Here is a 25,291-nt window from a genome sequence, read left to right on the forward strand (position 1 = left end):
TTTCTAAAATATAGAACTCGACTGGTGCTGCCAATCGAGTTCTATCCTACCTCAATCTGTTTTATTTTTTACCAAATTTTTGATTGATAGTATCTTTAATCAATTTAACGGCATCATTTACAGCGGTTTTAGTATCTTTTTTACCACTTACAGCATCAAAGAGCATACTTGCTGCTGGATCCCATACAGTACTCATTTCAGAGATATTTGGCATAGGTTGAGCAGATTGGAACTGTTTAACAACAGCTGAAGTCAATTCATCATTTTTACCTTCAGCATATTTACGAGCTTCTGTATTAGCAGGTACTTCGTTTGTAGCATCATAGAAAGCTTTTTGTTGATCTGTTGATGTCAAGAAGTTGACAAATTTTTGAGCTGTTTTGGCATTTTTAGATCCTGCAGGGATGACCCAAGCTTTACCACCACCAAAGGTTTGATAGTTTTTACCATTTGGAAGTGTAGGAATAGTGGCAACACCATAGTTCACTTTAGCTTCTTTAAATGATGCAGCTTTCCAAGGGCCTTCAATGATAGCAGCTGTTTTACCTGATTGGAATTGAGTTTGAATTAAGTTTGCGGCACCTTTAGTATCTTGCATTCCTTTTGGCCATTTTTCGTACCAAGATTTAGCGTATTCAATACCTTTAATAGAACCGTCATTTGCAAGACCGATGTCTTTAGGATCGGTACCGTTCTTACCAAATACGTAACCCCCGTTACCAGCTAACAGACCGTAAGCATAATAGAAGTTTGTCCAGTCCGCGAGGAAAGCAGTTGTTTTGCCATTTTCGTTAGCAAAAGCATATTTGCTGTCTTTTGCCAGTTCTTCTAATTCAGCAAATGTAGTTGGAGCTTTAGAAACAAGGTCTTTATTGTAGTACATTACTAATGTTTCGATAACAGCAGGTGCGCCATAAGTCTTACCTTTTGTAGTTACGAGTGCTTTTGTTGTGTCATCAGTCATTGAACCTTTGTCAAGTTTCACTTCTGAAAGTTGGCCGTCCGAACCGAGACTACCTACGCGGTCATATGGAGACATCATAACGTCTGGAGCTTTGCCAGATTGGTTGTCAAGTGAAAGATTTTCAAGACCTTTAAGTTGGTCGCCAGTTTTAATAGTAACTTTTGTTCCATTTTCTTTTTCAAAAGCAGCAGCAGCTTTCTTCATGTAGCCTTCGTATTGTTTTTCTACGTAAACAGTGAGGTTTTTACCATCACCAGAAGAAGCTGATTTATTATTTTTGCTACCGCAAGCTACTAGTAACAAACTAGCTAATCCTACAGTTCCAAGAACTGCAACACTTTTCAACATTTTATGTTTCATGATTTATTCCTCCTAAAGAATAAAATAATAAGATAACAATTTAAAATAGTTTACGCAAACGTTTTCTTAAACTATGCTTAAGTATACCACAAATAGAAAACGGTTGCAACACTTTTTTAAAAAATCTTGAAAATTTTTTATTTTCCACTCCAAAAATCTTGAAAAAATATAGAAGAAAATGATTCAATTGTCCAAAATATTTTAAAATTTTACAAAAAAACTAGAAAAATGGTTGCATACAGGTCGGAATTAAGTTATAATCAAATCAACGCAAACGTTTTCGTTAAATGAATGCAAAATTTAACAGAAAAATTTATTGAGGTGATAAGATGAAAGAGCGTCAAAGTGGTGTTCTCATGCATATTTCTTCTCTTCCAGGGAAATACGGAATCGGCTCATTTGGAAAAAGTGCTTACGATTTTGTGGATTTTTTGGTAAGAACAAAGCAACGCTACTGGCAAATTTTGCCTTTGGGCACGACCAGTTATGGAGATTCTCCTTACCAATCATTCTCTGCATTTGCGGGAAATACACATTTTATTGATTTTGATCGACTGGTTGAAGAAGGACTGCTTGTAAAAAGTGATCTTGAAGGGTTAGACTTTGGTCAAGATCCAAGAAAAGTAGATTATGCGAAAGTGTTTAACAATCGCAGGCCTGTTTTGGAAAAAGCTGTGAAACGTTTCTTAGAACGTGGAGACTTAGCAGCCTATGAAAAATTTGTAGCAGATAATGCGTCTTGGCTTGAAGTATTTGTTGAATACATGGCGATTAAAGAGTATTTCGACTTGAAAGCTTGGACTGAATGGCCAGATGCAGCGGTACGTCATCGTGAAGCGTCTAGCTTGGCAACTTATCGCGAAAAGCTAGCTGATCGATTGACCTATCATCGTGTTACGCAATATCTCTTCTTCAAACAATGGTTAGAATTGAAAAATTATGCTAACGAACATCATATTGAAATCGTTGGCGATATGCCAATCTATGTGGCAGCTGATAGCTGTGATGTTTGGGCGCAACCGCATTTCTTTAAAACAGATGAATTAGGACAGCCTACATGTGTAGCAGGATGTCCGCCAGATGAATTCTCTGCGACCGGTCAACTTTGGGGAAACCCAATTTATGACTGGAAGGCAATGGATGAAGATGGGTATAGCTGGTGGATTGAACGCTTACGTGAGAGTTTCAAAATCTACGATGTGGTTCGTATCGATCATTTTCGTGGTTTTGAATCTTATTGGGAAATCCCTGCTGGATCCGATACAGCCGCTCCTGGTAAATGGGTGAAAGGTCCTGATTATGCTTTGTTTAAAGCTGTGAAGGAAGAATTGGGTGAACTAAACATCATCGCCGAGGATTTAGGCTTTATGACCGACGAAGTGATTGCTTTGCGGGAAAAAACAGGCTTCCCTGGTATGAAAGTCACTCAATTCGCCTTTAATCCAGAGTCTGAAAGTATTGATAGTCCACATCTTGCGCCTAACAATTCTGTCATGTACACAGGTACGCATGATAATAACACGGTACTTGGTTGGTATCGCGATGAAATTGATGATGCCACACGTGAATATATGGCTCAATATACTAATCGTAAAGAATATGAAACAGTACCTCATGCTATGCTACGGACTATCTTTGCTTCTGTCAGCTTTATGGCAATTGCAACCATGCAAGATTTGTTTGAACTAGACGGCTCAGCTCGCATGAACTATCCATCAAGCATTGGTGGCAATTGGTCATGGCGTATGACAGCAGATGAATTGGACCCTGTGATTGAAGCAGAGTTATATAGCTTGACGAAAACATATCGTCGTTTAAATAAAAAATTATTAAAGAAAGAGAATGAATTGTAACGTTCTTTTCTAAGTAGGAGAAAAAATGTCAAATTTACAAGAATTTATCCAACAAACTTATCAAAAAGAAATTGCTGAATGCAGCAATGAAGAATTGTATATTGCCCTTTTAAACTATACAAAATTGGCTAGTGCACAAAAGCCAGTTAATACTGGTAAAAAGAAATTGTATTACATTTCAGCAGAATTTTTGATTGGAAAACTGTTGTCAAACAACCTCATCAACCTTGGCCTTTATGATGATGTCAAAAAAGAATTAGCAGATGCTGGTAAAGACTTGATTGAAGTGGAAGAAGTCGAATTAGAACCTTCACTTGGTAATGGTGGTTTAGGACGTCTGGCTGCTTGCTTCCTTGATTCTATTGCAACACTTGGTTTGAATGGAGACGGTGTAGGTCTGAACTATCACTTTGGTCTTTTCCAACAAGTATTGAAAAATAATGAGCAAGCAACAGTACCAAACTTCTGGTTGACAGAGCAAAATTGGTTAGTAAAATCAAGCCGTAGCTATCAAGTACCATTTGCTGATTTCACTTTAACATCAACTCTTTATGACATTGATGTGCCTGGTTATAAAACAGCTACTAAAAACCGTCTTCGTCTGTTCGACCTTGACTCAGTAGATGCAAGTATCATTGAAGATGGGATTGACTTTGATAAGACAGATATTGCTCGTAATTTGACTCTATTCCTTTATCCAGATGATAGTAATAAGCAAGGTGAATTGCTCCGTATCTTCCAACAATACTTTATGGTGTCAAATGGTGCACAATTGATTATTGATGAAGCGATTGAAAAAGGTAGCAATCTTCATGACTTGGCTGACTATGCTGTTATCCAAATCAACGATACACACCCATCTATGGTCATTCCAGAGATGATTCGTCTTTTGACAGAACGTGGTATTTCTCTTGATGAAGCAATCAATATCGTTAAGAATATGACGGCTTATACAAACCATACCATTCTTGCTGAAGCGCTTGAAAAATGGCCGCTTGAATTCTTGGAAGAAGTTGTTCCACACTTGGTTCCAATTATCAAAGAATTGGATAAGCGCGTGAAGGCTGAATACGCAGATCCAGCTGTTCAAATTATTGATGAACATGATCGTGTACACATGGCTCACATGGACATTCACTATGGATATAGTGTCAATGGGGTTGCTGCTCTTCATACAGAAATCTTGAAAAACTCAGAACTCAAGGCCTTTTACGACATTTATCCAGAAAAATTCAACAATAAAACAAACGGAATCACCTTCCGTCGCTGGCTTATGCACGCAAATCCACGTTTGTCAAATTACATTGATAGCTTGATTGGCCGCGATTGGCACCATGATGCTTCAAAATTAGAAGACTTACTTGAATTTTCTGGTAAGGCTGATGTGAAAGCTGAACTTGAAAAAATCAAAGCTCACAACAAACGGAAGTTAGCTCGTCACTTGAAAGAGCACCAAGGTGTTGAAATCAATCCTGAATCAATCTTTGATATCCAAATCAAACGTCTTCACGAGTACAAACGCCAACAAATGAATGCTCTTTATGTCATTCACAAATACTTGGACATCAAGGCTGGAAACATTCCTGCGCGTCCAATTACAGTCTTCTTTGGTGGGAAAGCTGCTCCAGCATACACGATTGCGCAAGATATTATTCATTTAATCCTTTGCTTGTCAGAAGTAATTGCTAACGACCCAGAAGTTTCTCCATACTTGCAAGTCGTTATGGTTGAAAACTATAATGTAACAGCAGCTAGCTTCTTAATTGCAGCCGGTGACATTTCTGAGCAAATCTCCCTTGCTTCTAAAGAAGCTTCAGGTACTGGTAACATGAAATTCATGCTAAATGGTGCTTTAACGCTTGGTACTTCAGACGGAGCAAATGTTGAAATTCATGAATTAGTCGGCGATGACAACATTTATATCTTCGGTGAAGATTCTGAAACAGTTATTGATTTGTATGCCAAAGAAGCTTATAAGTCAAGTGAATTCTATGCTCGTAAAGCAATCAAACCGCTGGTTGATTTCATTGTCAGTGATGCTATTCTTGCAGTTGGTAAGAAAGAGCGCTTGGAACGACTTTACAATGAATTGATCAATAAAGACTGGTTCATGACGCTTCTTGACTTGGAAGACTATATTGAAACAAAAGAACGCATGTTTGCGGATTATGAAGACCGTGATGTCTGGCTTGAAAAAGTTCTTGTCAATATTGCAAAAGCAGGCTTCTTCTCTGCTGACCGTACGATTGCTCAATATAACGATGAAATTTGGCATTTGAACTAGTTCAATAGCAAATAGGCCCCTTGATTGATAGTTGAGGGGCTTTTGTTTGAAAAAAATAATTGACACTAGTGAAACTTTTGTTGCCATTTTTGACTGCTTACGTTATAATAAATAAAACTGAAAACTTTTTCACAACGAGGAGGATTATTGTGAAAAAACGACCAATTTATCTATATGTCTTGCTGACACTATCAGCCATTCTATCATCTTTTACACTTGTAGGAACCTTTTTTGGCAGTGAAAAAATAACGAATACAAGTTCTTATAAAGGATTGTCTGAAACGGTTGTGAAGCAAATCGTGGAAGTAACTGAAAGAAGTCTTGTCTTTCTTCATAATATTCCGCATAAAATATTAGTTATCCTTTCCATTCTACTGTTGATTGCTGCCATTGTGTTTATCGTCAAGAAAAACATTCTATACGCTAATTTTGCCTATATTGCTTATGTGCTATTAGGAATTATTGGGACAATTTACAATTATATCGGTGGTATGCCACTCAACAATCTTTATAAAGATCAAACGATGCGTGCTACAGCAATCTCATCGACAAGAGTTTTAACCATTATTTATTTTGCATTTAATATTCTTTTCCTTGTTATTGTCTTTTTCAAGATGAAACGGCAGCAACAAGACTTAGCAAAAGAAGAATTACAATAGTTGACAAAACATATCTATCAGCTTAAAATTTTAAGAGAATGATAGATGTGTTTTATTTTTAGAAAGTGAGAAAATATGAAGATTTCCTTAGTTTATATTAGCTTAAGTGGCAACACAGCGAGTTTTATCAAGCGCTTGTCCACTTTTTTGCAAGAGCGACATGAAAATGTCGAGATTGAGCAGGTGGATATAAAAGATATGGTGAAAGAGGAGCGACCATTTTACGCCATGTCTCAGCCTTTTGTAGCCTTTTTGCCAACCTACTTAGAAGGTGGAAATGGTTTGGATAATGGGGATGTGGAGATTCTTACCAATGATTTAGGTGACTTTATCGCTTTTGAAGAGAATTACAAGCGCTGTTTTGGAATTGTTGGTAGTGGTAATCGTAATTTTAACAACCAATATTGTTTAACAGCAAAGCAATATTCAGAGCGATTTGGCTTTCCAGTCTTGGACACATTTGAACTTCGTGGCTTGAATGAAGATGTTAAACGAATTGGTCTGAAAATTGAAGAATTATACGGAATGTAATAAAAAATCCTATCGTTGTAAATATCGATAGGATTTTTTGATAGGGTTAGAAAATTACATTTTTTCTGGAGCATCAACGCCGAGAAGACGAAGAGATTCTTTTAGAACAACAGCTGTTGCGTAGCTAAGAGCTAAACGGCTATCACGTTTAGGACTTTCGTCCAAGATACGAGTGTGTGCGTAGAATTTGTTAAATGCTTGTGCAAGACTGATCGCATATTTTGCAATGAGTGATGGGTCATAATTGTCAGCTGCACGTTTGATAACACGGGCAAAATCTTGCAGCAGTTTAATGATTTCCCAACTTTCAGCATCATCTAGGCTGTATGTTGATTCAGCGCTTGGCTTGAAGTCAGCCTTGCGAAGGATTGATTGGATACGTGCATAAGCGTACTGGATATATGGTCCTGTTTCTCCTTCAAAAGATACCATGGCTTCCAAATCAAAGTCGTAACCGTTGCGGCGGTCTGTTTTTAAATCGTAGAATTTAACAGCTCCTACTCCGACAACACGAGCAACAGCTTCTTTGTTTTCAAGGTCAGGATTTTTGGCTTCAATTTGTGACTGAGCACGATTGATAGCTTCTTGAAGGGTTGGCTCAAGAAGGATGATATTTCCTTTACGTGTAGACAATTTTTGACGGTTCTTTGTCACCAATCCAAAGTCTACATGAATCATATCATCGCTCCAGTCAAATCCCATCTTCTTCAAAACGGCTTTTAATTGTCTGAAGTGATTAGCTTGTTCTTGACCTACAGCATAAATGTTTTTAACGAAGTTGTAAGTGCGAGCACGGTACATAGCTGTCGCAATATCACGTGTAATGTAAAGTGTTGCTCCGTCAGATTTCTTAATCATAGCTGGTGGCAGATTGACATCATCAAGGTTGACAATGCTAGCCCCCTTAGACTCTTCCAACAATCCTTTTTCTTCAAGGATTTTGATGCCTTCGTCCATCTTGTCATTATAGAAGGCTTCACCAGCCAGACTATCGAATTCAACGCCAAGCAATTTGTAGATACGGTTAAATTCTTTCAGGCTTTCGTCGCGGAACCATTGCCATAATTCAGTAGCTTCAGGATCACCGTCTTCTAATTTTTTGAACCAGAGGCGACCTTCATCATCAAGCTCAGGATCTGTTTCGATTTCCGCATTGATACGAACGTACAGTTTCAGCAATTCATCAATTGGATTTGCTTCGACGGCTTCTTTGCTACCCCATTTTTTATAGGCCACCATTAAAAGACCGAATTGTTTTCCCCAGTCACCTAAGTGATTGATTTTAATGGTGTTGTAACCCAATTTACGGAAGATATTAGAAAGGGCATCACCGATAACAGTTGAGCGCAAATGACCAACTGAAAATGGTTTTGCAATGTTTGGACTGGAGAGGTCAATGGTGATATTTTCTCCATTTCCTTCATTTTGCTGCCCATAGTTATTTCCTTCTTTTACAATTTCTTTGATAACTTGAGCTGAAATTTTTGATTTATCAAGGAAGAAATTAACATAAGGACCAGTTGCCACTACTTTTTCAAAGTTTGTTGAGTCAATTTTTTCTGCAATATCTGCTGCAATCGCTTGAGGCGCTTTTCGTTCTACTTTCGCTAAAGAAAAGGCAGGAAAAGCGATATCACCTAAATCTGAGCTTTTGGGTTTTTCTAGTAAATTTAAAATAGCGTCTTGGTCTAAGCTGTCAACGACCTTAGCCAATTCACTTGCAATCAATTGTTTATTATCCATGGTTTCTCCTTTGGTCTTTTACTAGTATTTTAACATATTTTTTGACGAATCTTCAATTTTTTTGGTATAATTTTGAGTATAAATATACATTATTGAGGATAAAATGAAAAAGAGTGAACGTCATAAACTAATTAAGCGAATGATTAAGGAAGAAAAACTGAGTACACAGAAAGATATTCAGGATCGTTTAAAGGCACAAGGCATCGTTGTAACACAGACAACCCTCTCTCGGGACTTACGTGAAATTGGATTGACAAAAGCCAAGAAAAACAATGAAGTTTATTATGTTTTAGCAGATGAAACAAATAAAATCGATTTGGTTGAATTCTTGTCTTATCATGTAGAGGGTGTTTCTCGGGCTGAATTTTCCTTGGTTCTTCATACTCGCTTAGGAGATGCTTCTATTCTGGCTAACTTTGTGGATGCTAATAAAGGCGAGCTGATTTTAGGAACGGTAGCAGGGGCTAACACGCTTTTAGTGATCTGTCGTGATACAGCAGCTGCAAAACAAATGGAAGAGCAGCTCCTTGATAAAATGCATTAAGAGGAGAAGATGATGGAGCTGAGATAGAAGCGCTCAGCTTCCTTTATTTATATAGTTCTAATGACAAGATGTAGTGTGAGTGGGATGACGAAATCAAGTGTCTCCGAAATATTTAATTTCTGTCCGACTCTCATTGCTATTTAATAAACGGAAAGGCTGAGAATGACAAAAGAAAAACTATCTCCGGGAATGCAACAGTATTTAGATATAAAAAAAGATTATCCAGATGCTTTTTTGTTGTTTCGCATGGGAGATTTTTATGAATTATTCTATGATGATGCGACCAATGCGGCACAGATTTTAGAGATTGCTCTGACTAGTCGCAATAAAAACTCGGAAAATCCAATCCCAATGGCAGGAGTTCCTTATCATTCGGTGCAACAATACATTGATGTCTTAATTGAAGCAGGCTATAAAGTTGCGATTGCAGAGCAAATGGAAGATCCTAAAAAAGCGGTTGGAGTAGTCAAACGCGAAGTAGTGCAGGTAGTTACGCCGGGGACGGTTGTTGATTCTTCAAAGCCAGACAGTCAGAACAACTTTTTAGTGGCCTTGGATAAGCTGGCAGGTGTATATGGGCTGGCTTATATGGATGTGGGAACGGGTGAATTTCAGGTCACAAGTCTTAGTGACTTTAACATGGTTTGTGGAGAAATCCGAAACCTGCGAGCGCGTGAAGTGGTCTTAGGGTATGAATTGTCTGAAATGGAGCGCCAAGTATTGGAGACTCAAATGAATCTCCTTTTATCGCAAGTAGAAACTACATTTGATGATGTTCAGCTACTAGGAAAGGACTTGTCGCCGCTAGAGCACCAAGTAGCTGGAAAGTTATTAGAGTATGTTCATAAAACGCAGCTACGTGAGCTTAGTCATTTGAAACAAGTTCATCATTATGAAATCAAAGATTTCTTGCAGATGGACTACTCAACTATGGCAAGTCTGGATTTAACAGAGAATGCTCGGACAGGAAAGAAGCACGGTAGTCTGTATTGGCTGATGGATGAGACTAAGACAGCTATGGGAACGCGATTGTTGAGAGCGTGGATTCAACGTCCGTTGATTGATAAAGAGCGAATCGTCAAGCGGCAGGATGTAGTGCAAGTCTTTTTAGATCATTTCTTTGAGCGCAGTGACTTATCAGACACTCTCAAAGGAGTGTATGATATTGAGCGTTTAGCCAGTCGGGTTTCGTTTGGCAAGACCAATCCGAAAGATTTATTACAACTTGCTGCGACATTGAGTCATGTACCACAAATTAAGGGAATCTTAAAAGGAATTGACAGCCCAGTTTTGGAAGATTTGATTGCCAAATTGGATGAAATTCCTGAATTGGCGGCCTTGATTCAGTCAGCAATTTCGCCGGATGCTCCAAATGTCATTACAGAGGGTAATATTATTAAAACAGGTTTTGATGAAACCTTGGACAAGTATCGAGTGGTCATGCGAGATGGAACGAGCTGGATTGCAGATATTGAGGCGAAAGAAAGAGAAGCTAGTGGAATTAACAACCTGAAGATTGATTACAATAAAAAAGATGGTTATTATTTTCATGTCACAAATTCCCAGCTTGAACACGTTCCCAGTCATTTTTTCCGCAAGGCAACTCTGAAAAATTCAGAGCGTTTTGGTACGGAAGAACTGGCTCGTATTGAAGGGGAGATGTTGGAAGCGCGTGAAAAATCAGCTAATTTGGAATACGAGATTTTTATGCGCATTCGTGAGGAAGCTGGTAAATATATCAAACGCCTGCAATCCTTGGCGCAAACTCTGGCAACAGTTGATGTGCTGCAAAGCTTTGCAGCTGTAGCTGAAAAGCAACACTTTGTGAGACCAGAATTTATTGAGCAGCGCTCTATCCAAATTGATAAAGGGCGGCATGCGGTCGTAGAAAAAGTTATGGGTGCACAAACCTATATTCCTAATAGCATTTCAATGGATGAGAATGTTAATGTTCAGCTAATTACAGGCCCAAATATGAGTGGGAAGTCAACTTATATGCGGCAGTTAGCGATTGTTGTGATTATGGCTCAAATGGGCTCTTATGTTTCAGCTGAAAGCGCTCAATTGCCGATTTTTGATGCAATCTTTACTCGAATTGGTGCAGCTGATGACTTGGTTTCTGGACAATCAACCTTTATGATTGAAATGATGGAAGCGAACCATGCTATTTCTCAAGCAACAGAAAATTCACTCATCCTTTTTGATGAGTTAGGAAGAGGAACAGCTACCTATGATGGCATGGCGCTTGCTCAAGCTATTATTGAGTATATTCACAATCGGACAGGAGCCAAGACACTTTTTGCGACTCACTATCACGAGTTGACAGAACTGTCAACTAGTTTGACACAACTAGAAAATGTCCATGTAGCAACCATGGAGAAAGATGGTCAAGTGACCTTCCTTCATAAGATTGAAGCTGGACCTGCTGATAAATCTTATGGGATTCATGTAGCAAAAATTGCAGGTTTACCAAATGATTTGCTGATGAGAGCAGACCAGATACTAACACGATTAGAAGATCAAGCAAATGAGAAGTCATCTCTCAATCACTTTAATAAGGAAGCTAGTGATGGCAAGGAAAATCAAGTAGCTGAGCAGATGTCTTTATTTACAGAAGCAACCGAATCACCTATTTTAGACGAGTTGCGCCAGTTGGACATTTATAATATGACCCCAATGGAAGTGATGTTGGCTGTGGCAGAGATAAAGAAGAAACTTTAAAATGTTGAAGCTATAGTGGATGTGACTGGCTAACAGCTTAATTTGCTGAAATGTCATACCAGAATTGCAGCTAGGGTCTAATCTTCAAACCACAACAATTTAGTAAGCTATGATCGTTTTCTATCAATCTGTTGGACTCAAATAACCGCCGTGAATTTTTTCACAGCGGTTATTTCTTGCTATTTGCTTTGTTTGTTTAAGTGATGATTGATTTGCTCAATTTTCTTTTTAGTCAGATAAGACAGGATTGTCCAAAGGATGAGATAAACAACAGTAAATTCTAAAATCAGCTGTAAGATGAAAATGGGTTCACTTGGGAACCAGCCAGCTAATAGAGCTAGGGGGATAAACCCTAAAATCATAAGCCCATAATGACAGATTGTTGCTTTGAGAATGCTCCAATCTTTTTTGAAAAGCTCTTTCCCTAAGCTAAAGAGCAAGCCGATTAGACACCATATCGCTGCGCAATAGAGAACGACTAAGGCGCCGTGAATATGATGCTGTTCCATCCAAAGACCAACTGCTGAATAAGGGTTGAGCGGATGATAGACAGGTGCAAAAAAGTAAGAAAAGATGACGGATAGGAGAAGCCCGATAACAATACCTCCTAGAGTATCTCTGAATAATGTTTTTTTCATAGCTGTAATTTCTCCTTTATAGCTTTGAGATAACGGCGAGATGAATAAGTTATCTGACCGTTTTTTAGTGTAATCTGAATCAGACCGCTGCCGGTCAATTTCAGATGATCGATCTGTTTGGTATTGATGATTTCAGATTGGGAAATCTGTAGAAAATCAGCAGGAAGCAATTCCAAAACTTGATAAAGTGGAAGCCCTAAGTGATAATTGTCTGTTACTGTTTCAGCCCAAACTTGGCGATTTTCAATATAAACCCGCTGAATTTCAGTAGTATCTAATAGGTAAATCTCTTCCTCTTTTTTGGCTCGAATAACTTTGTTTTTATCGAGTTGTTGAGCAAATTTCAGCAGTTGCTGAATGGCATCTGACAAAGCCGGTGCTTCGATAATGACTTTTTCCTCTGAAAACTTTTCGTCAATATGCAATTGAACTTTCATAAACATCCCTTCTTTCCAGATGTTAGCCTGTTGCTTATTTTCGTTAATAGCAAGAGGTTACTAACTACCTCCCTCTTCCTAAATCTATTAAACATTATTTCGACTAGGAAAACAAGGACTTTTACCTAAGTGGTTGCTTTGCTTGTCTATTTGGTTCTTTCTAGGAAACGATGTGTGTTCCCCTCACACCGGACTTCTGATAGAAAAACAGCTTTATGTTATAATAATAGCTAGAATACTTACGGAGAAAACTATGTCAAAAATTATTGAACTAGGAAATAGATAGTTTTACAACTCATTGATAGCTCTTAACCGTTGGTATTACTGGGTTTTATCAATATTATGTAATATTAGAAGTTATTAGAAAATCCTTAAAAGTCCACAAAAAGGTGAACAAAAAAAGACCTTTACAGGTCATTTACAATATGAGTTCAGCAGGCAAGAACTGGCGTAGTGAATAGCTACGCTTTTTAGTTGCTTGTAGCCTTGCTGATAAGATTATTATACCATGTCATCACACGCATTTCTGTTGCTGCGCATGCTGACTGTGTCTAGGCTTGTAACTTTGTTTCTAGGGCTTGAGTTAGCACCTCAGAATAATTTACTTTTTCACGATCCGCTAATCTTACTAGCCATTCAGGGACAGTCACATTCTTTCTAACGGCTTTATTGTTGCGAATAAACGGGGTAGGGTCTGCTTGTATCATGCTAACAAAGCCGTCTTTAACGGTTAAAGCCATGATGTCGCTAGGCTTTGGCATATCTAATCCTTCGTCTATGTAAGCAGCTAAAACACTCTCAAGCATTTCACGGGCATTTTTCAAGGCTTCTTCAACATTTGCCCCTTGTGTGCCTCCTCCAAACTCTGGAAATTCTACCCAATAAGAACCGTCTTCCTCTTTATGAAAAATTGCTGGATATGATTTTAACATAGTCTGTTACCTCCAAAAATGAAAGATAAGGGGGATTATTTCAGCCCCAAATCTTTCAGGATTTTGCTTTCTAGCCCTCTTCCTAAATCCTTGTTTCCATGGATTGGGATAGTCACTATATAATCAAAATCTTCATGTTTGAAATGGTGATGGCTGCCGTTCTGTCGGATTTCTACCCAACCATTTTTCTCGGCTAGCTTTGCCATTTCTTTTCCTGTAAGTGGCATAGTGTACGTTACCTCCTTACATTTTCTATTATACACATTATGCGCATAAAAGCAAGCGGAAAGAAAAAGTTTTTTAACTGATAGCATATATAAAATATTACAGTTTAGCATTTGGTTATAGATTGATAACAAGGTTCTAAAAACGGAACGATTTTGCGCCAAGTCTCCCTCGCGATTGTTCCAAAATAAGCGGGAGGGTCTTTTGCCAAACGCCCTTTGTTCTGCCGATAGTAAGGATTTTTAACCAAGCAACTTCACCTCCTAATCCGTCCCCCATGACACCCCTTAAAAATCTGAAAAATTGGCGCGTGATGTAAGATGATATCTTGTCGCGGCTCTCTTGCTCTCGCAAGGGTGCGGGGGGGTGTTTTCAAATTTATTTTTTCTTTCCTGTTGAATTCAAAAATTTCAAAAAGGGAATTTTTTGCACGGAAGAGGGCAGCGTCCTTTTATTCCAAATAACCTCTACCCCGTTCAAAAAAATAGGGGGCAAATAGCCCCTGTATCTTGGTTTGTATAAATACTGTTTCAACCTGTTACTTAAGGTTTAAACACAAGCAATTCACCAGCTTTATACCATTCCGCAAACTCTAATAATGCCTTGCTTTGTTCTCTGTAAAATTCCGATTCAGACAAGTCTAATTCCATGTATATACAGATATTGCTACACTGTCTTGCTTTGCAAAATCTTCTAATCAATATTTCTTTGTACATATCACTAGAGAGCAAACTAATAGCCTTGTCTATCTCTGCTTTCTCTCTTTCTGCGTCTAGCCTTTTTACTACAAAGGTTTCAAGTCCTTTGCTTGGCTGATTGTTCTTGCTACGCGGTTGGTCTGAAAAAGCACTGGCGCTCCGCAAAGTGTATTCACTCCCAGCAATTCGACACAAACGGCGATAAGTCTGTAAAATCTTTTTAGCCTTGGCTTGAGTTGCTTTTTCGTCAATCTCTCTAAACAATTCCAGCATGTTTTATCTCTCCTATGATATAATAGAGTTATCGAATTTATACCAAAAGGAGCTAGCACAAGCTGGCTTTTTTTGCTATTTTCTGCGCATGTTCTTTGGATTATCCATGACTCAAATAGTTATTTTCTCTTTGTTTGTTCTTTGTTCAATCACGCGCTATCTTGTTAGATCCTATATTCAATACCTTACCAAAAGCCCGCTTAATTTTCAAGTCTAGCTAAACAATAAAAGAGGCACGCGCCTCTTTGTTATTTCTTAACTTGTTTAGTCTTTAATTGTCGAATTGAATACCGCTTATCTTTGATACTATAAATCCTGAATGAATTCCCCTCTAAACCCTTGAGAATGCGGCTATAGTTACGTTCGTTATACACTGTTTTTAATTCATCACCGCTTAGATTGGTATTGATAATTGTATTCTCACGATTGTTAAGTATATCAAATAATAAATCCTGCTCCCAATCGTTCTTAGGTTTAATAACCGCATTCTTTGCCCCTAGATCATCAATGATAAGGTAGTCAGGTCTTTTCAAGAGTTCCACGGCATCAGATTTAGTAAAAGCTGCATTCTTGCCATAAGTCCAACCATCTTGAATTTTATTAACAATATCTGTAAAGGTTACAAACAGAACGCTTTTAGGGTCATTTTTAGCCTTACTGCCCTCGTTGATAGCTTTAGCCATAGCAACACTTAGATGACTTTTTCCAACGCCTGTAGAGCCTGTAACCAGCGTATTTCCATTCATACCCTCTAGGTACTTCTTTACCTGATTTTGAGCAAAGGCTAATAGTTGTTTCTCCTCTTGTGTCTCGACTATGAAATTGTCAAATGTTGCTGTTTTTAACTCATCAGGGATTACACTATCACGCATTAGGACATGATAAGTTTTTTGATAGACTTGTTGGTTTGTGGCTTCGTTAGCTAACTCTTGTTCTTCGCGCTGTATATTCTCTCTGACACATTCAGGGCAAAACTCTTGCAACTTACGTTCATCACTTCCCCTAATAGGTATTGATATTTGCCAATAGTTCACGTTATGAATTGAGCAGACCTTATCAAGTATTTTTCTATTTTGATACTCTTTGAACTGTTCCTCCATGTTTTCACCTCCTCCTAAAACGGGACATCAGGGAAGTTGTCCTGTGTTGGTTGTGCTAATGGCTGTTTCTTAGCTTCATAAGCTGCTTGATTTTGTTTGACTTGCTCGATAGTCTTTAATCCTTGACCTTGCCAACGTTCAAGGATTGAGCGCGTGTATCTAATAGACCTACCGTTGTTCAATATGGTTTGTTCAAGAGCATAAAGTAACAAAGTCTGGCCGTGAGTAGCTAGCAAGTCTTCAACCTCTGTCACCATTGTGCCACTAACAGACATTTCACCAAAAGCCTCTTTTAGTTTTTCAAAGATAATATTTTTACCAGCTTCACCAGCTTTTTCTTGCTCTAGCTGTTGCTCTATATCTTTCTCTATCTCTTTCTCTATATCTATCTCTATCTCTGTCTTACACGTAGTTAACGTTGTAAGATTATCAGATAACATTGTAAGATTTTTATTTTTTTCTCGTTGTTCTCTGCGGTATTCCCGCATATAGGCGGCTTGGTTCGTTTCCTGTTGTACCATGGCTTTAGCTTGTGGCAGCTTTGCATTTTTATCCTCATCAATTTGAATTAAACCGCATTTTGTAAAATATGCCATAGTCATTTCAATATCATCTTCTGAAACATCTAGCTTTAAGGCTAATTCTGCTTTTAAACTATCAAAGTATCCCTCGTAGTAAAGAATGCAGTCACTATCAAGACTTTCAAGCATAAGTCTGATATATATAACTGTCATAGTGTAACCACCCGGTAAAGTTTTAAGTCTCTTGATAAAGATATTATCAAAAAACTTTTTATCAATTTTTAACCAAAAATAAACTTTTGTTTTTGCCATTGTTCCCCCTAATCTACTCCCAAAAATACCAGAATATCGCTTACTTTATAAAAGACTTTCCTAGTGTCTTCTAGTGGTGGCTGGTATCGCTTTAAACCTGCTTTTTCCCAACGTGCCAAGGTTTTGGATTTTATCCCTAGTTCCTCCTTAACCTGTTGGGCTGTCATTAGTCCAAGCTGTCTTGGCTTTGGCTGCGTGTAAGACTGCAGAAAGTTAGAAAGCAAGGTTAGGGCTTCTGCCTTTAGTTGTGTTTCTGTATCTAAGCTAAATAATGCTATATTAACCGCCTTTCAAATATTTGTCTTGTTCATTCAAGTTCGCATACATGAGGGCGCTAATCCGCTTTTGCTCATCTTGTCGTTGTCTATCTAGTGCTCTGATACCTGCCAGACGTTCGCTGTCATTTGCTGGGATATAGTAACCGCCTGCTAGGTCACGGCTTCCACAAATAGCGATATGATACTTAATTACTAAACCGCGAATAATGCCTCGAACGGTTCGGATATCTAGCCCTGTGAGTTTAACAATCTCTTTGCCTGCGCGTGGTCTTTCTGCTCCCTGCGGAATAAGAGCAAGCACGCGCTTATAATTCTCTGGTAAAGTTGGAAGCTTCATTCAATCGCCTCTCTTTCTTTGCTGGCTAGGATAATCTGCCCTCTTTCCCACATATCGCAAAAATCCATTAAAGTTTCTAAAACTCGTTCTAGTTGGTTTCGTTCCTCAATACTGTAACAGTCAAATTTATCTTCTAGGGAAAAATCTAGCATAGTCTGATAGGCTTCTTCTAGCCAAATACCAAAGTTCTTAGCTCTTTCATTTGCAAGGTCAAACTCTTTTTTATCTGCCATGTTCTGCCTCCATAACCTCTAGCCATTTTTCAATTTTTCTGAGTTGCTTTTTAGTGATATAGCCCCTCCGCTTGTAAGCAATCGCCCAAGCATTAAACAGTTGAGTACAAATACCAGCAAGAAAGAAAAGTAGTAGCGTTAAAATTGCGCCTAGTAGTTCGCTCATTTGTTTAATGCCTCCAGTTCCTTGGGTTTGTCATTGTTTAATAGCAGAAAGGCAATTTTGTCTAGTCTTTGGCAAAGTTTTTCGTTTTGTGCATAAGCAGTCTCAATATATTTCTTAGCTATCCAGTTAAAGGTCGCTGTATCCACTTTTTGCGTTATCTCTAAGGCTTCTAGAGTTAAGTTATTCATTTCTAAGCTGTTCATGATGTCAGTTAGTTCACTACCTAAGTCGATTAGTTTTTCAGTGCTCAATAATACTGTTGTTGTTTTCGTCATGGTGTTTTACCTCGTTTAAATTTTCTTGTATTTATGCCCTTTTTAAGGGTTAGCGCCCTCCGTATGGTCAAAATGTCCTAGATATGGTATAATCTAGCTATAAATCTTTACTAAAACCCTTACGGCTTGCCTGCTGTATTGTTTTAGTATTTGTGTGAAAGGCTTCCTACTTGGTCGGTTGGTTAAGCCTTTTTGTTTTATTCTGTTTTTAAGCACTCTAATAGGCGTTTTGAGCGTTTGAAACGGTTAGGGGTATAATTATACCCTTGAGACATTTCAAGTTGATTTTGGCTATATCTTATTGGCGAAAATCAGCTTAAAATCGATTCTAGCGCTTGCTGCTTATTCAGCTTTTGAGTTATCGTTATCTTTTAAAATATTTTCAAGTCCTGTTTTGATAAAATAAAGGCTAGTTAGTGCTTGTTTTTTATCACCTTGTAAAATAGCATTGTCTGCAAGGTCGATCATAGCGTATAGATGGGCTTTTTCTTGTTCGTTTGATAGATACATTTTTTATCCTCCTTGTTGTGGTCTAAAGACCATGGATTTTATTTCCTGATAAGTCATGCCTAGCTTAATCATAGCAATAGCCATATCTTCTAGGTCTTGATATCTGGCTAGTTCGGTACTGGTCAAGCTATCGATGCCTGTCAGACCGCCACGCGCTGCCATCAGTTGCTTTTTATTCATGCCGCTAGTACCTTTTAGTAAAAGATTTGTAATGGTGTTATGCGGGTGCTGGGGTGCTTCTTTCCAGCTTTCTATGCTGTCATGCAAAGTTTTACGCTTTGGCTTTTCTAAAGCACGCTGTAGCTTAAACTTTGCTAGCTCGTCCCGCATTTCAAAGAATGCTTTGACTAGGTTTGTTTTGAATTTGACTACTTGCGGTGTGTTATCTAAGTAGGTGATTAACAACGTGGCTTGTTGTTCGTTTAGATGATAGACCTTTTTAGGTCTTCCTTTTCCGTCTAATTTATGGATTTCAAATCCATAAAATCCAAACACCTCAAATCGTTCCTTATGATTTCTTAATAGGCGCGTTACTGTGTGGTGCTGTACTCCAGCGCATTCAGCGACTATCTCGCTAGTAGTGTACGGCTCTTTCTTGCCGTCCATGTAAACTAATTCCATGCTTGCCTGCTCCGCTCTATTCTTCTGGCGTAAGTAGTTCGTCTATAGTGACGCCTAAATAGTCAGCTACTTTTTGCAATGTCTGAATGTCTGGCTTTTTAGTTCGTTCATAATACAAGGCAATCAAAGCGCTTTTTGAAATACCTGTTTTGTTATGTACGTCCGAAACCTTTTTCCGTCGCTTTGCTAAAAGAACGCGAAAATTATTTTTCATACTTTAGCTCCTTTCCACCAAAAGCCGCAACTTAATTGCGTCATATATTATATATTAGCGCTATTTTTTTGCGTTGTCAAGTATTGTTTTTTCTAAAGCCGTAATTTTTTTGCGTATCTTAGAAAAATGTGTTATAGTTTGTTGTGAAAGGCCGTAATAGTATGAATAGATTAAAAGAATTACGAAAACAAAAAAAGCAAACCCAAAAAGAGCTTGCCCTTGAATTAAAAATTCCTTTACGAACTCTTCAAAGTTGGGAAAATAAAGAGAGTCAAATCAAACAGGACAAAGCCCAGACGCTAGCTGACTACTTTGGTGTAAGTGTTGGGTACTTGTTAGGGTATGACGATATTACTAAGGTAGATGTTACTGATGTAGAAACTTTCAAGCTTTTTGAAAAAGTTGCTGATGAGCAAACAAAAGAATTTGGGTTAAAAGAAATAACAGATACTGAACAACTTAAAGAATTAAAATCAGATGCATTGATAGCCCTTAAGTTTATTGAAAGTATTAGAAATAGTTTAACTATTGGTGTTATTAAACCTTATTCTTATCCCTGGAAAATGGAAGAGATTTCTAATATTTTGCTTGATTTGCTCACCACAATAGAACGTCGTGAACAAGAATTGGCTGATTAGTTGTTTAAATCGTTAAATATTTAATAAGTTCACGCGCCACTAAGTTTTTCCATGATTTGTGCGTGATTTCTCGGGGTTCGTTCGGAGTTCAGCAAGTCAAATATCTTAAAATCTAATTTTTAAAACACCAACAGAAAGGAAGCCATGAACGAATTACAATTTTTAATCTATTCAGCAGATAACAACCAAGAAACAGCTAGCGTTATTATACGCGGGGAAACTATCTGGGCTAGTCAGAAAGAAATGGCTAGGCTGTTTGGTGTTGGTGTCCCTGCCATTAGTAAACACTTAAAAAATATCTTTGAAGAGGGAGAATTAGAAGAAAAAGTGGTTGTTTCCAAAATGGAAATAACCACAAAACACGGTGCAATTGCTGATAAAACCCAAACTAAGGATGTCAGCTACTACAATCTTGACGCCATTATCTCCGTAGGTTATCGGGTCAACTCTCAAAAAGCCACGCGCTTCAGACAATGGGCTACTTCGGTACTGCGTGAGTACATGATAAAAGGCTTTGCTATGGATGACGAACGCTTGAAACAAGGGGAAAACCTCCTAGGAAAAGACTACTTCCGCGAACTATTGGAACGTGTCCGCTCTATCCGTGCTAGTGAGCGCCGTATCTGGTTACAGATTACGGATATTTTTGCAGAGATTTCTATCGATTATGACCCACAAAGTACACTTACAAAACAATTCTATGCTGATGTACAAAACAAGTTTCATTATGCTATTACTGGTCAGACTGCTGCAGAAATTATATATACGAAAGCAGACCATACCAAGGACAACATGGGACTAACCACTTGGAAAAATTCCCCAGACGGTCGTATCTTACAAATGGATACTCAGGTAGCAAAGAATTACCTAACAGAAAAAGAAATTCGCTCTCTTGAAAGAAGTATCTCCAGCTATTTTGATTACCTTGAAAGACAAATAGAGCAGCGAAAAACCCAGACCATGCAGCAGCTTGCTGAAAGCATTGATCGCTTTTTGACTTTCCAAGAATACGATATTTTAGAGGGGCATGGTAAAATCACTTCTAAGGCTGCTAAGGATAAGGCAAAGTTAGAGTATCAACTTTTCAATAAAACCCAAAAGATAAATTCAGACTTTGAGAAAGAGCTTAAAGGGCTGATTGACAAATAACCTCATAAAACGCATTTTAAGTGCTTGTTTTCTTTTCTGGTATAATTTACCGTCTTACATAAAACAAACGAAAATAGGGGTGTTCTCGTAGCTCCTAGCATGATATAAACCCAATCTAAAACTTTTACGGCTTGCCTGCTGATAGAAAGGGATATCATGGGAATAACAGAAGTCAAAAAGAAAAACGGTACAACTGTATACCGTGCTAGTGTTTATCTCGGTGTTGACCAGGTAACAGGTAAGAAAGTAAAAACCAGCGTAACAGGACGGACAAGAAAAGAGGTTAAATCAAAAGCTCAACAAGCCCAGATAGATTTTAAACTGAATGGCTCAACCATTCAAAAGGCAGTCATGGTCAAGAATTTTCAAGAGCTGGCTGATATATGGCTAGAAAGCTATAAGCTGACCGTTAAGCCACAAACCTATGAGGCAACATTGAGCAATCTAAGAACCCATATTTACCCAGTTTTTGGGAACAGACAACTAGACAAGATAACGGCTAGTGATATACAAGTTTTTATCAATCAACTATCAAGATATTTTGAAAACTTTGTGACAATACGGTCAATCATCAGGAGGATTTTTCAGCAAGGAATATTGCTGCAGCTTGTCACTAATAACCCAGCTAGAGATATTATACTTCCTAGAAGACAAAAGAAGGCTGATGATAACAAGGTAAAGTTTATTGCTCCAGATGATTTGAAGGCTTTTCTTGATAATCTAGAAAAGAAGCAGTACAAGCGTTATGGTTTGTATTATGAGTATGTCCTTTATCATTTGCTCTTGTCTACAGGGTTACGGATTGGTGAAGCCTGCGCCTTAGAATGGACTGACATAGACCTTGATAAGAGTACAATCACCGTAAATAAAACGTATAACAAAGGCTTAAAGGCGGTTAGTACAGCTAAGACCAAGTCAGCCAATCGAACTATTAGCATAGACAAGAAAACAGTCAATATGTTGCGTCTATACAAGAATAGGCAACGCCAGCTATTTTTCGAGACTGGGGCGCGTGCTCCGTCTGTAGTCTTTGCCACCCCTACAAGAGAATATTTTGATTTGGCAATTAGGCAAAGCGCTTTAGATACCCGTTGTAAAGAAGCAGGTATCCCTCGCTTTACCTTTCACGCTTTCCGCCATACTCACGCTAGTTTATTGCTGAATGCTGGTATCTCATACAAAGAATTACAATATCGCTTAGGTCATGCAAATATTACAATGACTTTAGACATCTACAGCCACCTATCAAGAGACAAAGAAAAAGAAGCAGTAGCTTACTTTGAGAAAGCCATTAGCTCCCTTTAGTCCACAAAAAGGTGAACAAATTGAGTTTTTGATAGCTGTAAACATCATCAGAACCTTATTAAATCAACGTTTAGAAAGGGTAAAACCAAAAACTATGTCAAAAATTATTGAACTACCAGAAAATCTTGCTAATCAGATTGCAGCGGGTGAGGTTATTGAGCGACCTAGCAGCGTTGTCAAGGAGTTAATAGAAAATTCTATTGATGCTGGTGCCACTCAGATTATAGTTGAGATTGAAGAAGCGGGACTCAGGAGCATTCAAGTCATTGATAATGGTGAAGGAATTGAGCATGAGGAGGTTTCCTTGGCTTTGCGGCGGCATGCTACTAGTAAAATCAAGAAACAAGCCGACCTTTTTCGAATTCGGACATTGGGCTTTCGGGGCGAGGCACTTCCATCCATTGCCTCTGTTTCACGTTTGACGATTGAAACTGCGACAAGTAGTGGTGCACATGGAACGCGTTTAATTGCTCAGGGTGGAGAAATTGAAACTGTAGAACCAAGCAGCTGTCCTAGGGGCACCAAAATCAAAGTGGAAGACCTTTTTTTCAACACGCCTGCTCGCTTGAAATATATGAAAAGTCAACAAGCGGAACTATCTCATATTGTAGATGTGATGAATCGTTTGAGCTTGGCTCATCCGGAGGTCGCTTTCACTCTTGTTAATGACGGTAAAGAGATGACACGGACAGCAGGAACAGGAAATCTGCGTCAAGCAATTGCTGGCATTTATGGACTGACAACAGCCAAAAAAATGATTGAAATTTCAGCATCTGATTTGGATTTTGAAGTATCAGGCTATATTAGTTTGCCAGAATTAACAAGGACTAATCGGAATTACATTACTATCCTCATCAATGGTCGCTACATCAAGAATTTCCTACTCAATCGAGCTATTTTAGATGGATATGGTAGCAAGCTCATGGTGGGACGTTTTCCGATCGCTGTGATTGATATTCGGATTGACCCATATCTTGCTGATGTCAATGTTCACCCGACCAAGCAAGAAGTGCGGATTTCAAAGGAGCGAGAGCTTATGGTCTTGATATCGCAAGCTATTGCTGCAAGTTTGAAAGAGCAAGATTTGATTCCGGACGCATTAGAGAATTTAGCCAAATCAACCATTAACCGAGCAATTAAGCCTGAGCAGACCAGCCTCCCTCTCAAAGAGAACCGACTTTATTACGATAAAGAAAGAAATGACTTCTTTGTGAAACCACAAGTGTCAGAAGCTCAACCTTCTTTTGAGGAATCTGCCCGATTAGATCAACAATCTGCTGATACAGATGAACTCAATTCAAAAGCTGCTTCTGTCAAATTTGCAGAAAGGCAATCTCCTTCTTACAATCAACTAGATCATCCAGAGCTGGATCAGGCGAGCTTAGAGAGAGCTTTAGATAAGCTAGATGGAGAAGAAACTTCAACTTTTCCAGAATTGGAATATTTCGGGCAAATGCATGGCACCTACCTTTTTGCTCAAGGAAATGGTGGCCTTTATATTATTGACCAACATGCAGCTCAAGAGCGAGTAAAGTACGAATATTACCGCGAAAAAATCGGAGATGTAGATGCTAGTCAGCAGCAGCTTCTGGTTCCCTATATCTTTGAATTTCCAGCTGATGATATGTTGCGTCTGAAACAACGAATGACTCTTTTAGAAGAAGTCGGTGTTTTCCTTGAAGAATACGGAACTAATCAATTTATTCTTCGTGAACATCCCATTTGGCTTAAGGAAGAGGAGATCGAGTCGGGTATCTATGAGATGTGCGATATGCTACTTCTAACCAAGGAAGTCTCTATCAAGAAATATCGCGCTGAGCTGGCTATTATGATGAGTTGCAAACGCTCTATTAAAGCCAATCACAGCTTAGATGACTATTCAGCACGTGATTTGATTTTTCAGTTATCACAATGCGACAATCCCTACAACTGCCCTCACGGTCGTCCCGTTTTGGTCAACTTCACCAAATCTGATATGGAAAAAATGTTCCGTCGGATTCAGGAAAACCATACTAGCCTGAGAGAATTGGGGAAATACTAAATATCCTGAAAACAGAGAGTCACCATATTCTCTGTTTTTTAGCTTTTTTCTATCCAATGTGAGGTTTCTCCCACAGTTTCAATTTTTTCTAGTTAAAAATATGATATACTAAAAGGGTTGAAAAGGAGACATGATGTACGAATATTTCAAAGGAATTTTAAGTAAAATTACAGCCAAGTATATTGTGGTGGAAGTAGGACAAATTGGTTATATCCTTCATGTGGCTAACCCTTATGCCTATTCAGGTCAGCTCAATCAAGAAATTCAGGTTTTGGTTCATCAAGTGGTCAGAGAGGATGCCCAGCTCCTCTACGGTTTTCGCACAGAAGATGAAAAGCAGCTTTTTCTCAATTTGATTTCGGTTTCTGGTATTGGACCCGTTTCTGCTCTTGCGATAATCGCTGCCGATGATAATGCCGGTTTGGTGCAGGCTATTGAGCAGAAAAACATCACTTATCTGACAAAATTTCCTAAAATCGGCAAAAAAACAGCCCAACAAATGGTGCTGGACTTAGAAGGTAAGGTTGTGGCAACAGGTGTTGCTTCTAAGCAAGTTGCTGTTGCAGCTACTAGTGACAATCAAGAATTGGAAGAAGCCATGGAAGCTATGTTGGCTCTGGGCTACAAGGTGGCTGAACTCAAGAAAATTAAGAAATTCTTTGAAGGAACCAATGATACCGCGGAAAACTATATCAAATCTGCCCTCAAAATGCTGGTAAAATAAAGGAG

Annotated in this window: 28 protein-coding genes and 1 pseudogene; 11 read left to right on the forward strand and 18 right to left on the reverse strand. The window is 38.5% G+C overall.

All coding sequences use genetic code 11. The features are described from left to right. Positions 1-61: 61 nt before the first annotated feature. Entirely contained in the window at positions 62-1,324 is a 1,263-nt protein-coding gene (locus IYQ91_RS04730) for an extracellular solute-binding protein (RefSeq protein ID WP_195673228.1), read from the reverse strand. Positions 1,325-1,653: 329 nt separating this feature from the next. Between IYQ91_RS04730 and malQ the strand changes: the two genes are divergently transcribed. The 4 genes from malQ to nrdI all read left to right on the forward strand — a co-directional run bounded on the left by malQ (position 1,654) and on the right by nrdI (position 6,651). Beyond that, positions 1,654-3,177, forward strand: coding sequence for a 4-alpha-glucanotransferase (gene malQ / locus IYQ91_RS04735; RefSeq protein WP_195673229.1), 1,524 nt, complete (start codon positions 1,654-1,656; stop codon positions 3,175-3,177). Positions 3,178-3,202: 25 nt separating this feature from the next. Then, on the forward strand, positions 3,203-5,461 hold the full coding sequence (gene glgP, locus IYQ91_RS04740; RefSeq protein ID WP_195673230.1) for a glycogen/starch/alpha-glucan family phosphorylase: 2,259 nt from the start codon (positions 3,203-3,205) through the stop codon (positions 5,459-5,461). A 149-nt stretch (positions 5,462-5,610) separates the two neighbouring features. After that, positions 5,611-6,120: a hypothetical protein gene (locus IYQ91_RS04745; protein ID WP_022526076.1), complete on the forward strand. Its 510-nt coding sequence runs from the start codon at positions 5,611-5,613 to the stop codon at positions 6,118-6,120. A 75-nt stretch (positions 6,121-6,195) separates the two neighbouring features. Then, positions 6,196-6,651, forward strand: a complete 456-nt coding sequence (gene nrdI / locus IYQ91_RS04750) for a class Ib ribonucleoside-diphosphate reductase assembly flavoprotein NrdI (protein ID WP_022526075.1) — start codon at positions 6,196-6,198, stop codon at positions 6,649-6,651. 54 nt (positions 6,652-6,705) lie between these two features. Here the strand turns inward: nrdI and argS are convergent, their stop codons facing one another. After that, complete coding sequence (gene argS / locus IYQ91_RS04755; protein ID WP_195673231.1) at positions 6,706-8,394, reverse strand: arginine--tRNA ligase; 1,689 nt, start codon at positions 8,392-8,394, stop codon at positions 6,706-6,708. Between the two features lie 103 nt (positions 8,395-8,497). On the opposite strand from argS, the gene argR reads away from it, so the two are divergent. Continuing rightward, positions 8,498-8,938, forward strand: a complete 441-nt coding sequence (argR, locus tag IYQ91_RS04760) for an arginine repressor (RefSeq protein WP_195673232.1) — start codon at positions 8,498-8,500, stop codon at positions 8,936-8,938. Positions 8,939-9,100: 162 nt separating this feature from the next. Further along, on the forward strand, positions 9,101-11,659 hold the full coding sequence (gene mutS / locus IYQ91_RS04765; RefSeq protein WP_195673233.1) for a DNA mismatch repair protein MutS: 2,559 nt from the start codon (positions 9,101-9,103) through the stop codon (positions 11,657-11,659). Positions 11,660-11,838: 179 nt separating this feature from the next. Here mutS and IYQ91_RS04770 read toward each other — a convergent pair whose 3' ends face one another. From IYQ91_RS04770 to IYQ91_RS04840, 16 genes and pseudogenes are all read right to left on the reverse strand, one after another. Continuing rightward, positions 11,839-12,297 (reverse strand): DUF3021 domain-containing protein, encoded by a 459-nt coding sequence (locus tag IYQ91_RS04770; protein ID WP_126467914.1) that lies wholly within the window; start codon positions 12,295-12,297, stop codon positions 11,839-11,841. Further along, on the reverse strand, positions 12,294-12,734 hold the full coding sequence (locus tag IYQ91_RS04775) for a LytTR family DNA-binding domain-containing protein (RefSeq protein ID WP_003032335.1): 441 nt from the start codon (positions 12,732-12,734) through the stop codon (positions 12,294-12,296). The genes IYQ91_RS04770 and IYQ91_RS04775 overlap by 4 nt, the downstream gene beginning before the upstream one ends. A gap of 551 nt (positions 12,735-13,285) precedes the next feature. Beyond that, positions 13,286-13,666, reverse strand: coding sequence for a type II toxin-antitoxin system HicB family antitoxin (locus tag IYQ91_RS04780; protein WP_003038371.1), 381 nt, complete (start codon positions 13,664-13,666; stop codon positions 13,286-13,288). A gap of 35 nt (positions 13,667-13,701) precedes the next feature. Further along, positions 13,702-13,893: a type II toxin-antitoxin system HicA family toxin gene (locus tag IYQ91_RS04785; protein ID WP_003038349.1), complete on the reverse strand. Its 192-nt coding sequence runs from the start codon at positions 13,891-13,893 to the stop codon at positions 13,702-13,704. 134 nt (positions 13,894-14,027) lie between these two features. Further along, positions 14,028-14,141: pseudogene (locus tag IYQ91_RS09995) on the reverse strand (phage terminase small subunit P27 family); the annotation flags it as partial. Between the two features lie 292 nt (positions 14,142-14,433). Next, on the reverse strand, positions 14,434-14,862 hold the full coding sequence (locus tag IYQ91_RS04790) for an ArpU family phage packaging/lysis transcriptional regulator (protein ID WP_126467912.1): 429 nt from the start codon (positions 14,860-14,862) through the stop codon (positions 14,434-14,436). Between the two features lie 248 nt (positions 14,863-15,110). After that, positions 15,111-15,962: an ATP-binding protein gene (locus tag IYQ91_RS04795; RefSeq protein WP_195673234.1), complete on the reverse strand. Its 852-nt coding sequence runs from the start codon at positions 15,960-15,962 to the stop codon at positions 15,111-15,113. Between the two features lie 14 nt (positions 15,963-15,976). Beyond that, positions 15,977-16,795, reverse strand: a complete 819-nt coding sequence (locus IYQ91_RS04800) for a phage replisome organizer N-terminal domain-containing protein (RefSeq protein WP_195673235.1) — start codon at positions 16,793-16,795, stop codon at positions 15,977-15,979. 8 nt (positions 16,796-16,803) lie between these two features. Further along, positions 16,804-17,073, reverse strand: coding sequence for a hypothetical protein (locus IYQ91_RS04805; RefSeq protein WP_003038376.1), 270 nt, complete (start codon positions 17,071-17,073; stop codon positions 16,804-16,806). Between the two features lies 1 nt (position 17,074). Then, positions 17,075-17,410 carry a hypothetical protein gene (locus tag IYQ91_RS04810; RefSeq protein WP_003038362.1) on the reverse strand — a complete coding sequence of 112 codons (336 nt, stop codon included), beginning with the start codon at positions 17,408-17,410 and terminating at the stop codon, positions 17,075-17,077. Then, positions 17,407-17,643 carry a hypothetical protein gene (locus IYQ91_RS04815; protein WP_003038392.1) on the reverse strand — a complete coding sequence of 79 codons (237 nt, stop codon included), beginning with the start codon at positions 17,641-17,643 and terminating at the stop codon, positions 17,407-17,409. The genes IYQ91_RS04810 and IYQ91_RS04815 overlap by 4 nt, the downstream gene beginning before the upstream one ends. After that, the gene (locus IYQ91_RS04820) at positions 17,633-17,809 is read right to left on the reverse strand and encodes a hypothetical protein (RefSeq protein ID WP_003027795.1); all 177 of its coding nucleotides are present in this window, start codon (positions 17,807-17,809) and stop codon (positions 17,633-17,635) included. The genes IYQ91_RS04815 and IYQ91_RS04820 overlap by 11 nt, the downstream gene beginning before the upstream one ends. Then, positions 17,806-18,084: a hypothetical protein gene (locus tag IYQ91_RS04825; protein ID WP_003027794.1), complete on the reverse strand. Its 279-nt coding sequence runs from the start codon at positions 18,082-18,084 to the stop codon at positions 17,806-17,808. Before IYQ91_RS04825 ends, IYQ91_RS04820 begins: the two co-directional genes overlap by 4 nt. 342 nt (positions 18,085-18,426) lie before the next feature. Beyond that, positions 18,427-18,594: a hypothetical protein gene (locus IYQ91_RS04830; protein WP_003075312.1), complete on the reverse strand. Its 168-nt coding sequence runs from the start codon at positions 18,592-18,594 to the stop codon at positions 18,427-18,429. Between the two features lie 3 nt (positions 18,595-18,597). Then, positions 18,598-19,215, reverse strand: coding sequence for a Rha family transcriptional regulator (locus IYQ91_RS04835; RefSeq protein WP_195673236.1), 618 nt, complete (start codon positions 19,213-19,215; stop codon positions 18,598-18,600). A gap of 16 nt (positions 19,216-19,231) precedes the next feature. Continuing rightward, positions 19,232-19,429, reverse strand: a complete 198-nt coding sequence (locus IYQ91_RS04840; RefSeq protein ID WP_003038356.1) for a helix-turn-helix domain-containing protein — start codon at positions 19,427-19,429, stop codon at positions 19,232-19,234. A gap of 161 nt (positions 19,430-19,590) precedes the next feature. Between IYQ91_RS04840 and IYQ91_RS04845 the strand changes: the two genes are divergently transcribed. From IYQ91_RS04845 to ruvA, 5 genes are all read left to right on the forward strand, one after another. Further along, positions 19,591-20,067 carry a helix-turn-helix domain-containing protein gene (locus IYQ91_RS04845; protein ID WP_195673237.1) on the forward strand — a complete coding sequence of 159 codons (477 nt, stop codon included), beginning with the start codon at positions 19,591-19,593 and terminating at the stop codon, positions 20,065-20,067. 144 nt (positions 20,068-20,211) lie between these two features. Continuing rightward, positions 20,212-21,216 carry a virulence RhuM family protein gene (locus IYQ91_RS04850; RefSeq protein ID WP_117645023.1) on the forward strand — a complete coding sequence of 335 codons (1,005 nt, stop codon included), beginning with the start codon at positions 20,212-20,214 and terminating at the stop codon, positions 21,214-21,216. A gap of 156 nt (positions 21,217-21,372) precedes the next feature. Then, the gene (locus tag IYQ91_RS04855) at positions 21,373-22,521 is read left to right on the forward strand and encodes a tyrosine-type recombinase/integrase (RefSeq protein ID WP_195673238.1); all 1,149 of its coding nucleotides are present in this window, start codon (positions 21,373-21,375) and stop codon (positions 22,519-22,521) included. Positions 22,522-22,615: 94 nt separating this feature from the next. Beyond that, positions 22,616-24,562, forward strand: coding sequence for a DNA mismatch repair endonuclease MutL (gene mutL / locus IYQ91_RS04860; protein ID WP_195673239.1), 1,947 nt, complete (start codon positions 22,616-22,618; stop codon positions 24,560-24,562). Between the two features lie 133 nt (positions 24,563-24,695). Beyond that, positions 24,696-25,286 (forward strand): Holliday junction branch migration protein RuvA, encoded by a 591-nt coding sequence (ruvA, locus tag IYQ91_RS04865; RefSeq protein WP_195673274.1) that lies wholly within the window; start codon positions 24,696-24,698, stop codon positions 25,284-25,286. Positions 25,287-25,291 lie beyond the last annotated feature (5 nt).

The organism is Streptococcus sp. HF-2466, from assembly GCF_015594645.1.
GTDB classification, from domain to species: Bacteria; Bacillota; Bacilli; order Lactobacillales; family Streptococcaceae; genus Streptococcus; species Streptococcus anginosus.

Coding starts and splice junctions, on each gene's coding strand:
- IYQ91_RS04730 (WP_195673228.1), bottom strand. CDS start 1,324: ATGAAACATAAAATGTTGAAAAGTGTTGCAGTTCTTGGAACTGTAGGA.
- malQ (WP_195673229.1), top strand. CDS start 1,654: ATGAAAGAGCGTCAAAGTGGTGTTCTCATGCATATTTCTTCTCTTCCA.
- glgP (WP_195673230.1), top strand. CDS start 3,203: ATGTCAAATTTACAAGAATTTATCCAACAAACTTATCAAAAAGAAATT.
- nrdI (WP_022526075.1), top strand. CDS start 6,196: ATGAAGATTTCCTTAGTTTATATTAGCTTAAGTGGCAACACAGCGAGT.
- argS (WP_195673231.1), bottom strand. CDS start 8,394: ATGGATAATAAACAATTGATTGCAAGTGAATTGGCTAAGGTCGTTGAC.
- argR (WP_195673232.1), top strand. CDS start 8,498: ATGAAAAAGAGTGAACGTCATAAACTAATTAAGCGAATGATTAAGGAA.
- mutS (WP_195673233.1), top strand. CDS start 9,101: ATGACAAAAGAAAAACTATCTCCGGGAATGCAACAGTATTTAGATATA.
- IYQ91_RS04770 (WP_126467914.1), bottom strand. CDS start 12,297: ATGAAAAAAACATTATTCAGAGATACTCTAGGAGGTATTGTTATCGGG.
- IYQ91_RS04775 (WP_003032335.1), bottom strand. CDS start 12,734: ATGAAAGTTCAATTGCATATTGACGAAAAGTTTTCAGAGGAAAAAGTC.
- IYQ91_RS04780 (WP_003038371.1), bottom strand. CDS start 13,666: ATGTTAAAATCATATCCAGCAATTTTTCATAAAGAGGAAGACGGTTCT.
- IYQ91_RS04785 (WP_003038349.1), bottom strand. CDS start 13,893: ATGCCACTTACAGGAAAAGAAATGGCAAAGCTAGCCGAGAAAAATGGT.
- IYQ91_RS04790 (WP_126467912.1), bottom strand. CDS start 14,862: ATGCTGGAATTGTTTAGAGAGATTGACGAAAAAGCAACTCAAGCCAAG.
- IYQ91_RS04795 (WP_195673234.1), bottom strand. CDS start 15,962: ATGGAGGAACAGTTCAAAGAGTATCAAAATAGAAAAATACTTGATAAG.
- IYQ91_RS04800 (WP_195673235.1), bottom strand. CDS start 16,795: ATGGCAAAAACAAAAGTTTATTTTTGGTTAAAAATTGATAAAAAGTTT.
- IYQ91_RS04810 (WP_003038362.1), bottom strand. CDS start 17,410: ATGAAGCTTCCAACTTTACCAGAGAATTATAAGCGCGTGCTTGCTCTT.
- IYQ91_RS04815 (WP_003038392.1), bottom strand. CDS start 17,643: ATGGCAGATAAAAAAGAGTTTGACCTTGCAAATGAAAGAGCTAAGAAC.
- IYQ91_RS04820 (WP_003027795.1), bottom strand. CDS start 17,809: ATGAGCGAACTACTAGGCGCAATTTTAACGCTACTACTTTTCTTTCTT.
- IYQ91_RS04825 (WP_003027794.1), bottom strand. CDS start 18,084: ATGACGAAAACAACAACAGTATTATTGAGCACTGAAAAACTAATCGAC.
- IYQ91_RS04830 (WP_003075312.1), bottom strand. CDS start 18,594: ATGTATCTATCAAACGAACAAGAAAAAGCCCATCTATACGCTATGATC.
- IYQ91_RS04835 (WP_195673236.1), bottom strand. CDS start 19,215: ATGGAATTAGTTTACATGGACGGCAAGAAAGAGCCGTACACTACTAGC.
- IYQ91_RS04840 (WP_003038356.1), bottom strand. CDS start 19,429: ATGAAAAATAATTTTCGCGTTCTTTTAGCAAAGCGACGGAAAAAGGTT.
- IYQ91_RS04845 (WP_195673237.1), top strand. CDS start 19,591: ATGAATAGATTAAAAGAATTACGAAAACAAAAAAAGCAAACCCAAAAA.
- IYQ91_RS04850 (WP_117645023.1), top strand. CDS start 20,212: ATGAACGAATTACAATTTTTAATCTATTCAGCAGATAACAACCAAGAA.
- IYQ91_RS04855 (WP_195673238.1), top strand. CDS start 21,373: ATGGGAATAACAGAAGTCAAAAAGAAAAACGGTACAACTGTATACCGT.
- mutL (WP_195673239.1), top strand. CDS start 22,616: ATGTCAAAAATTATTGAACTACCAGAAAATCTTGCTAATCAGATTGCA.
- ruvA (WP_195673274.1), top strand. CDS start 24,696: ATGTACGAATATTTCAAAGGAATTTTAAGTAAAATTACAGCCAAGTAT.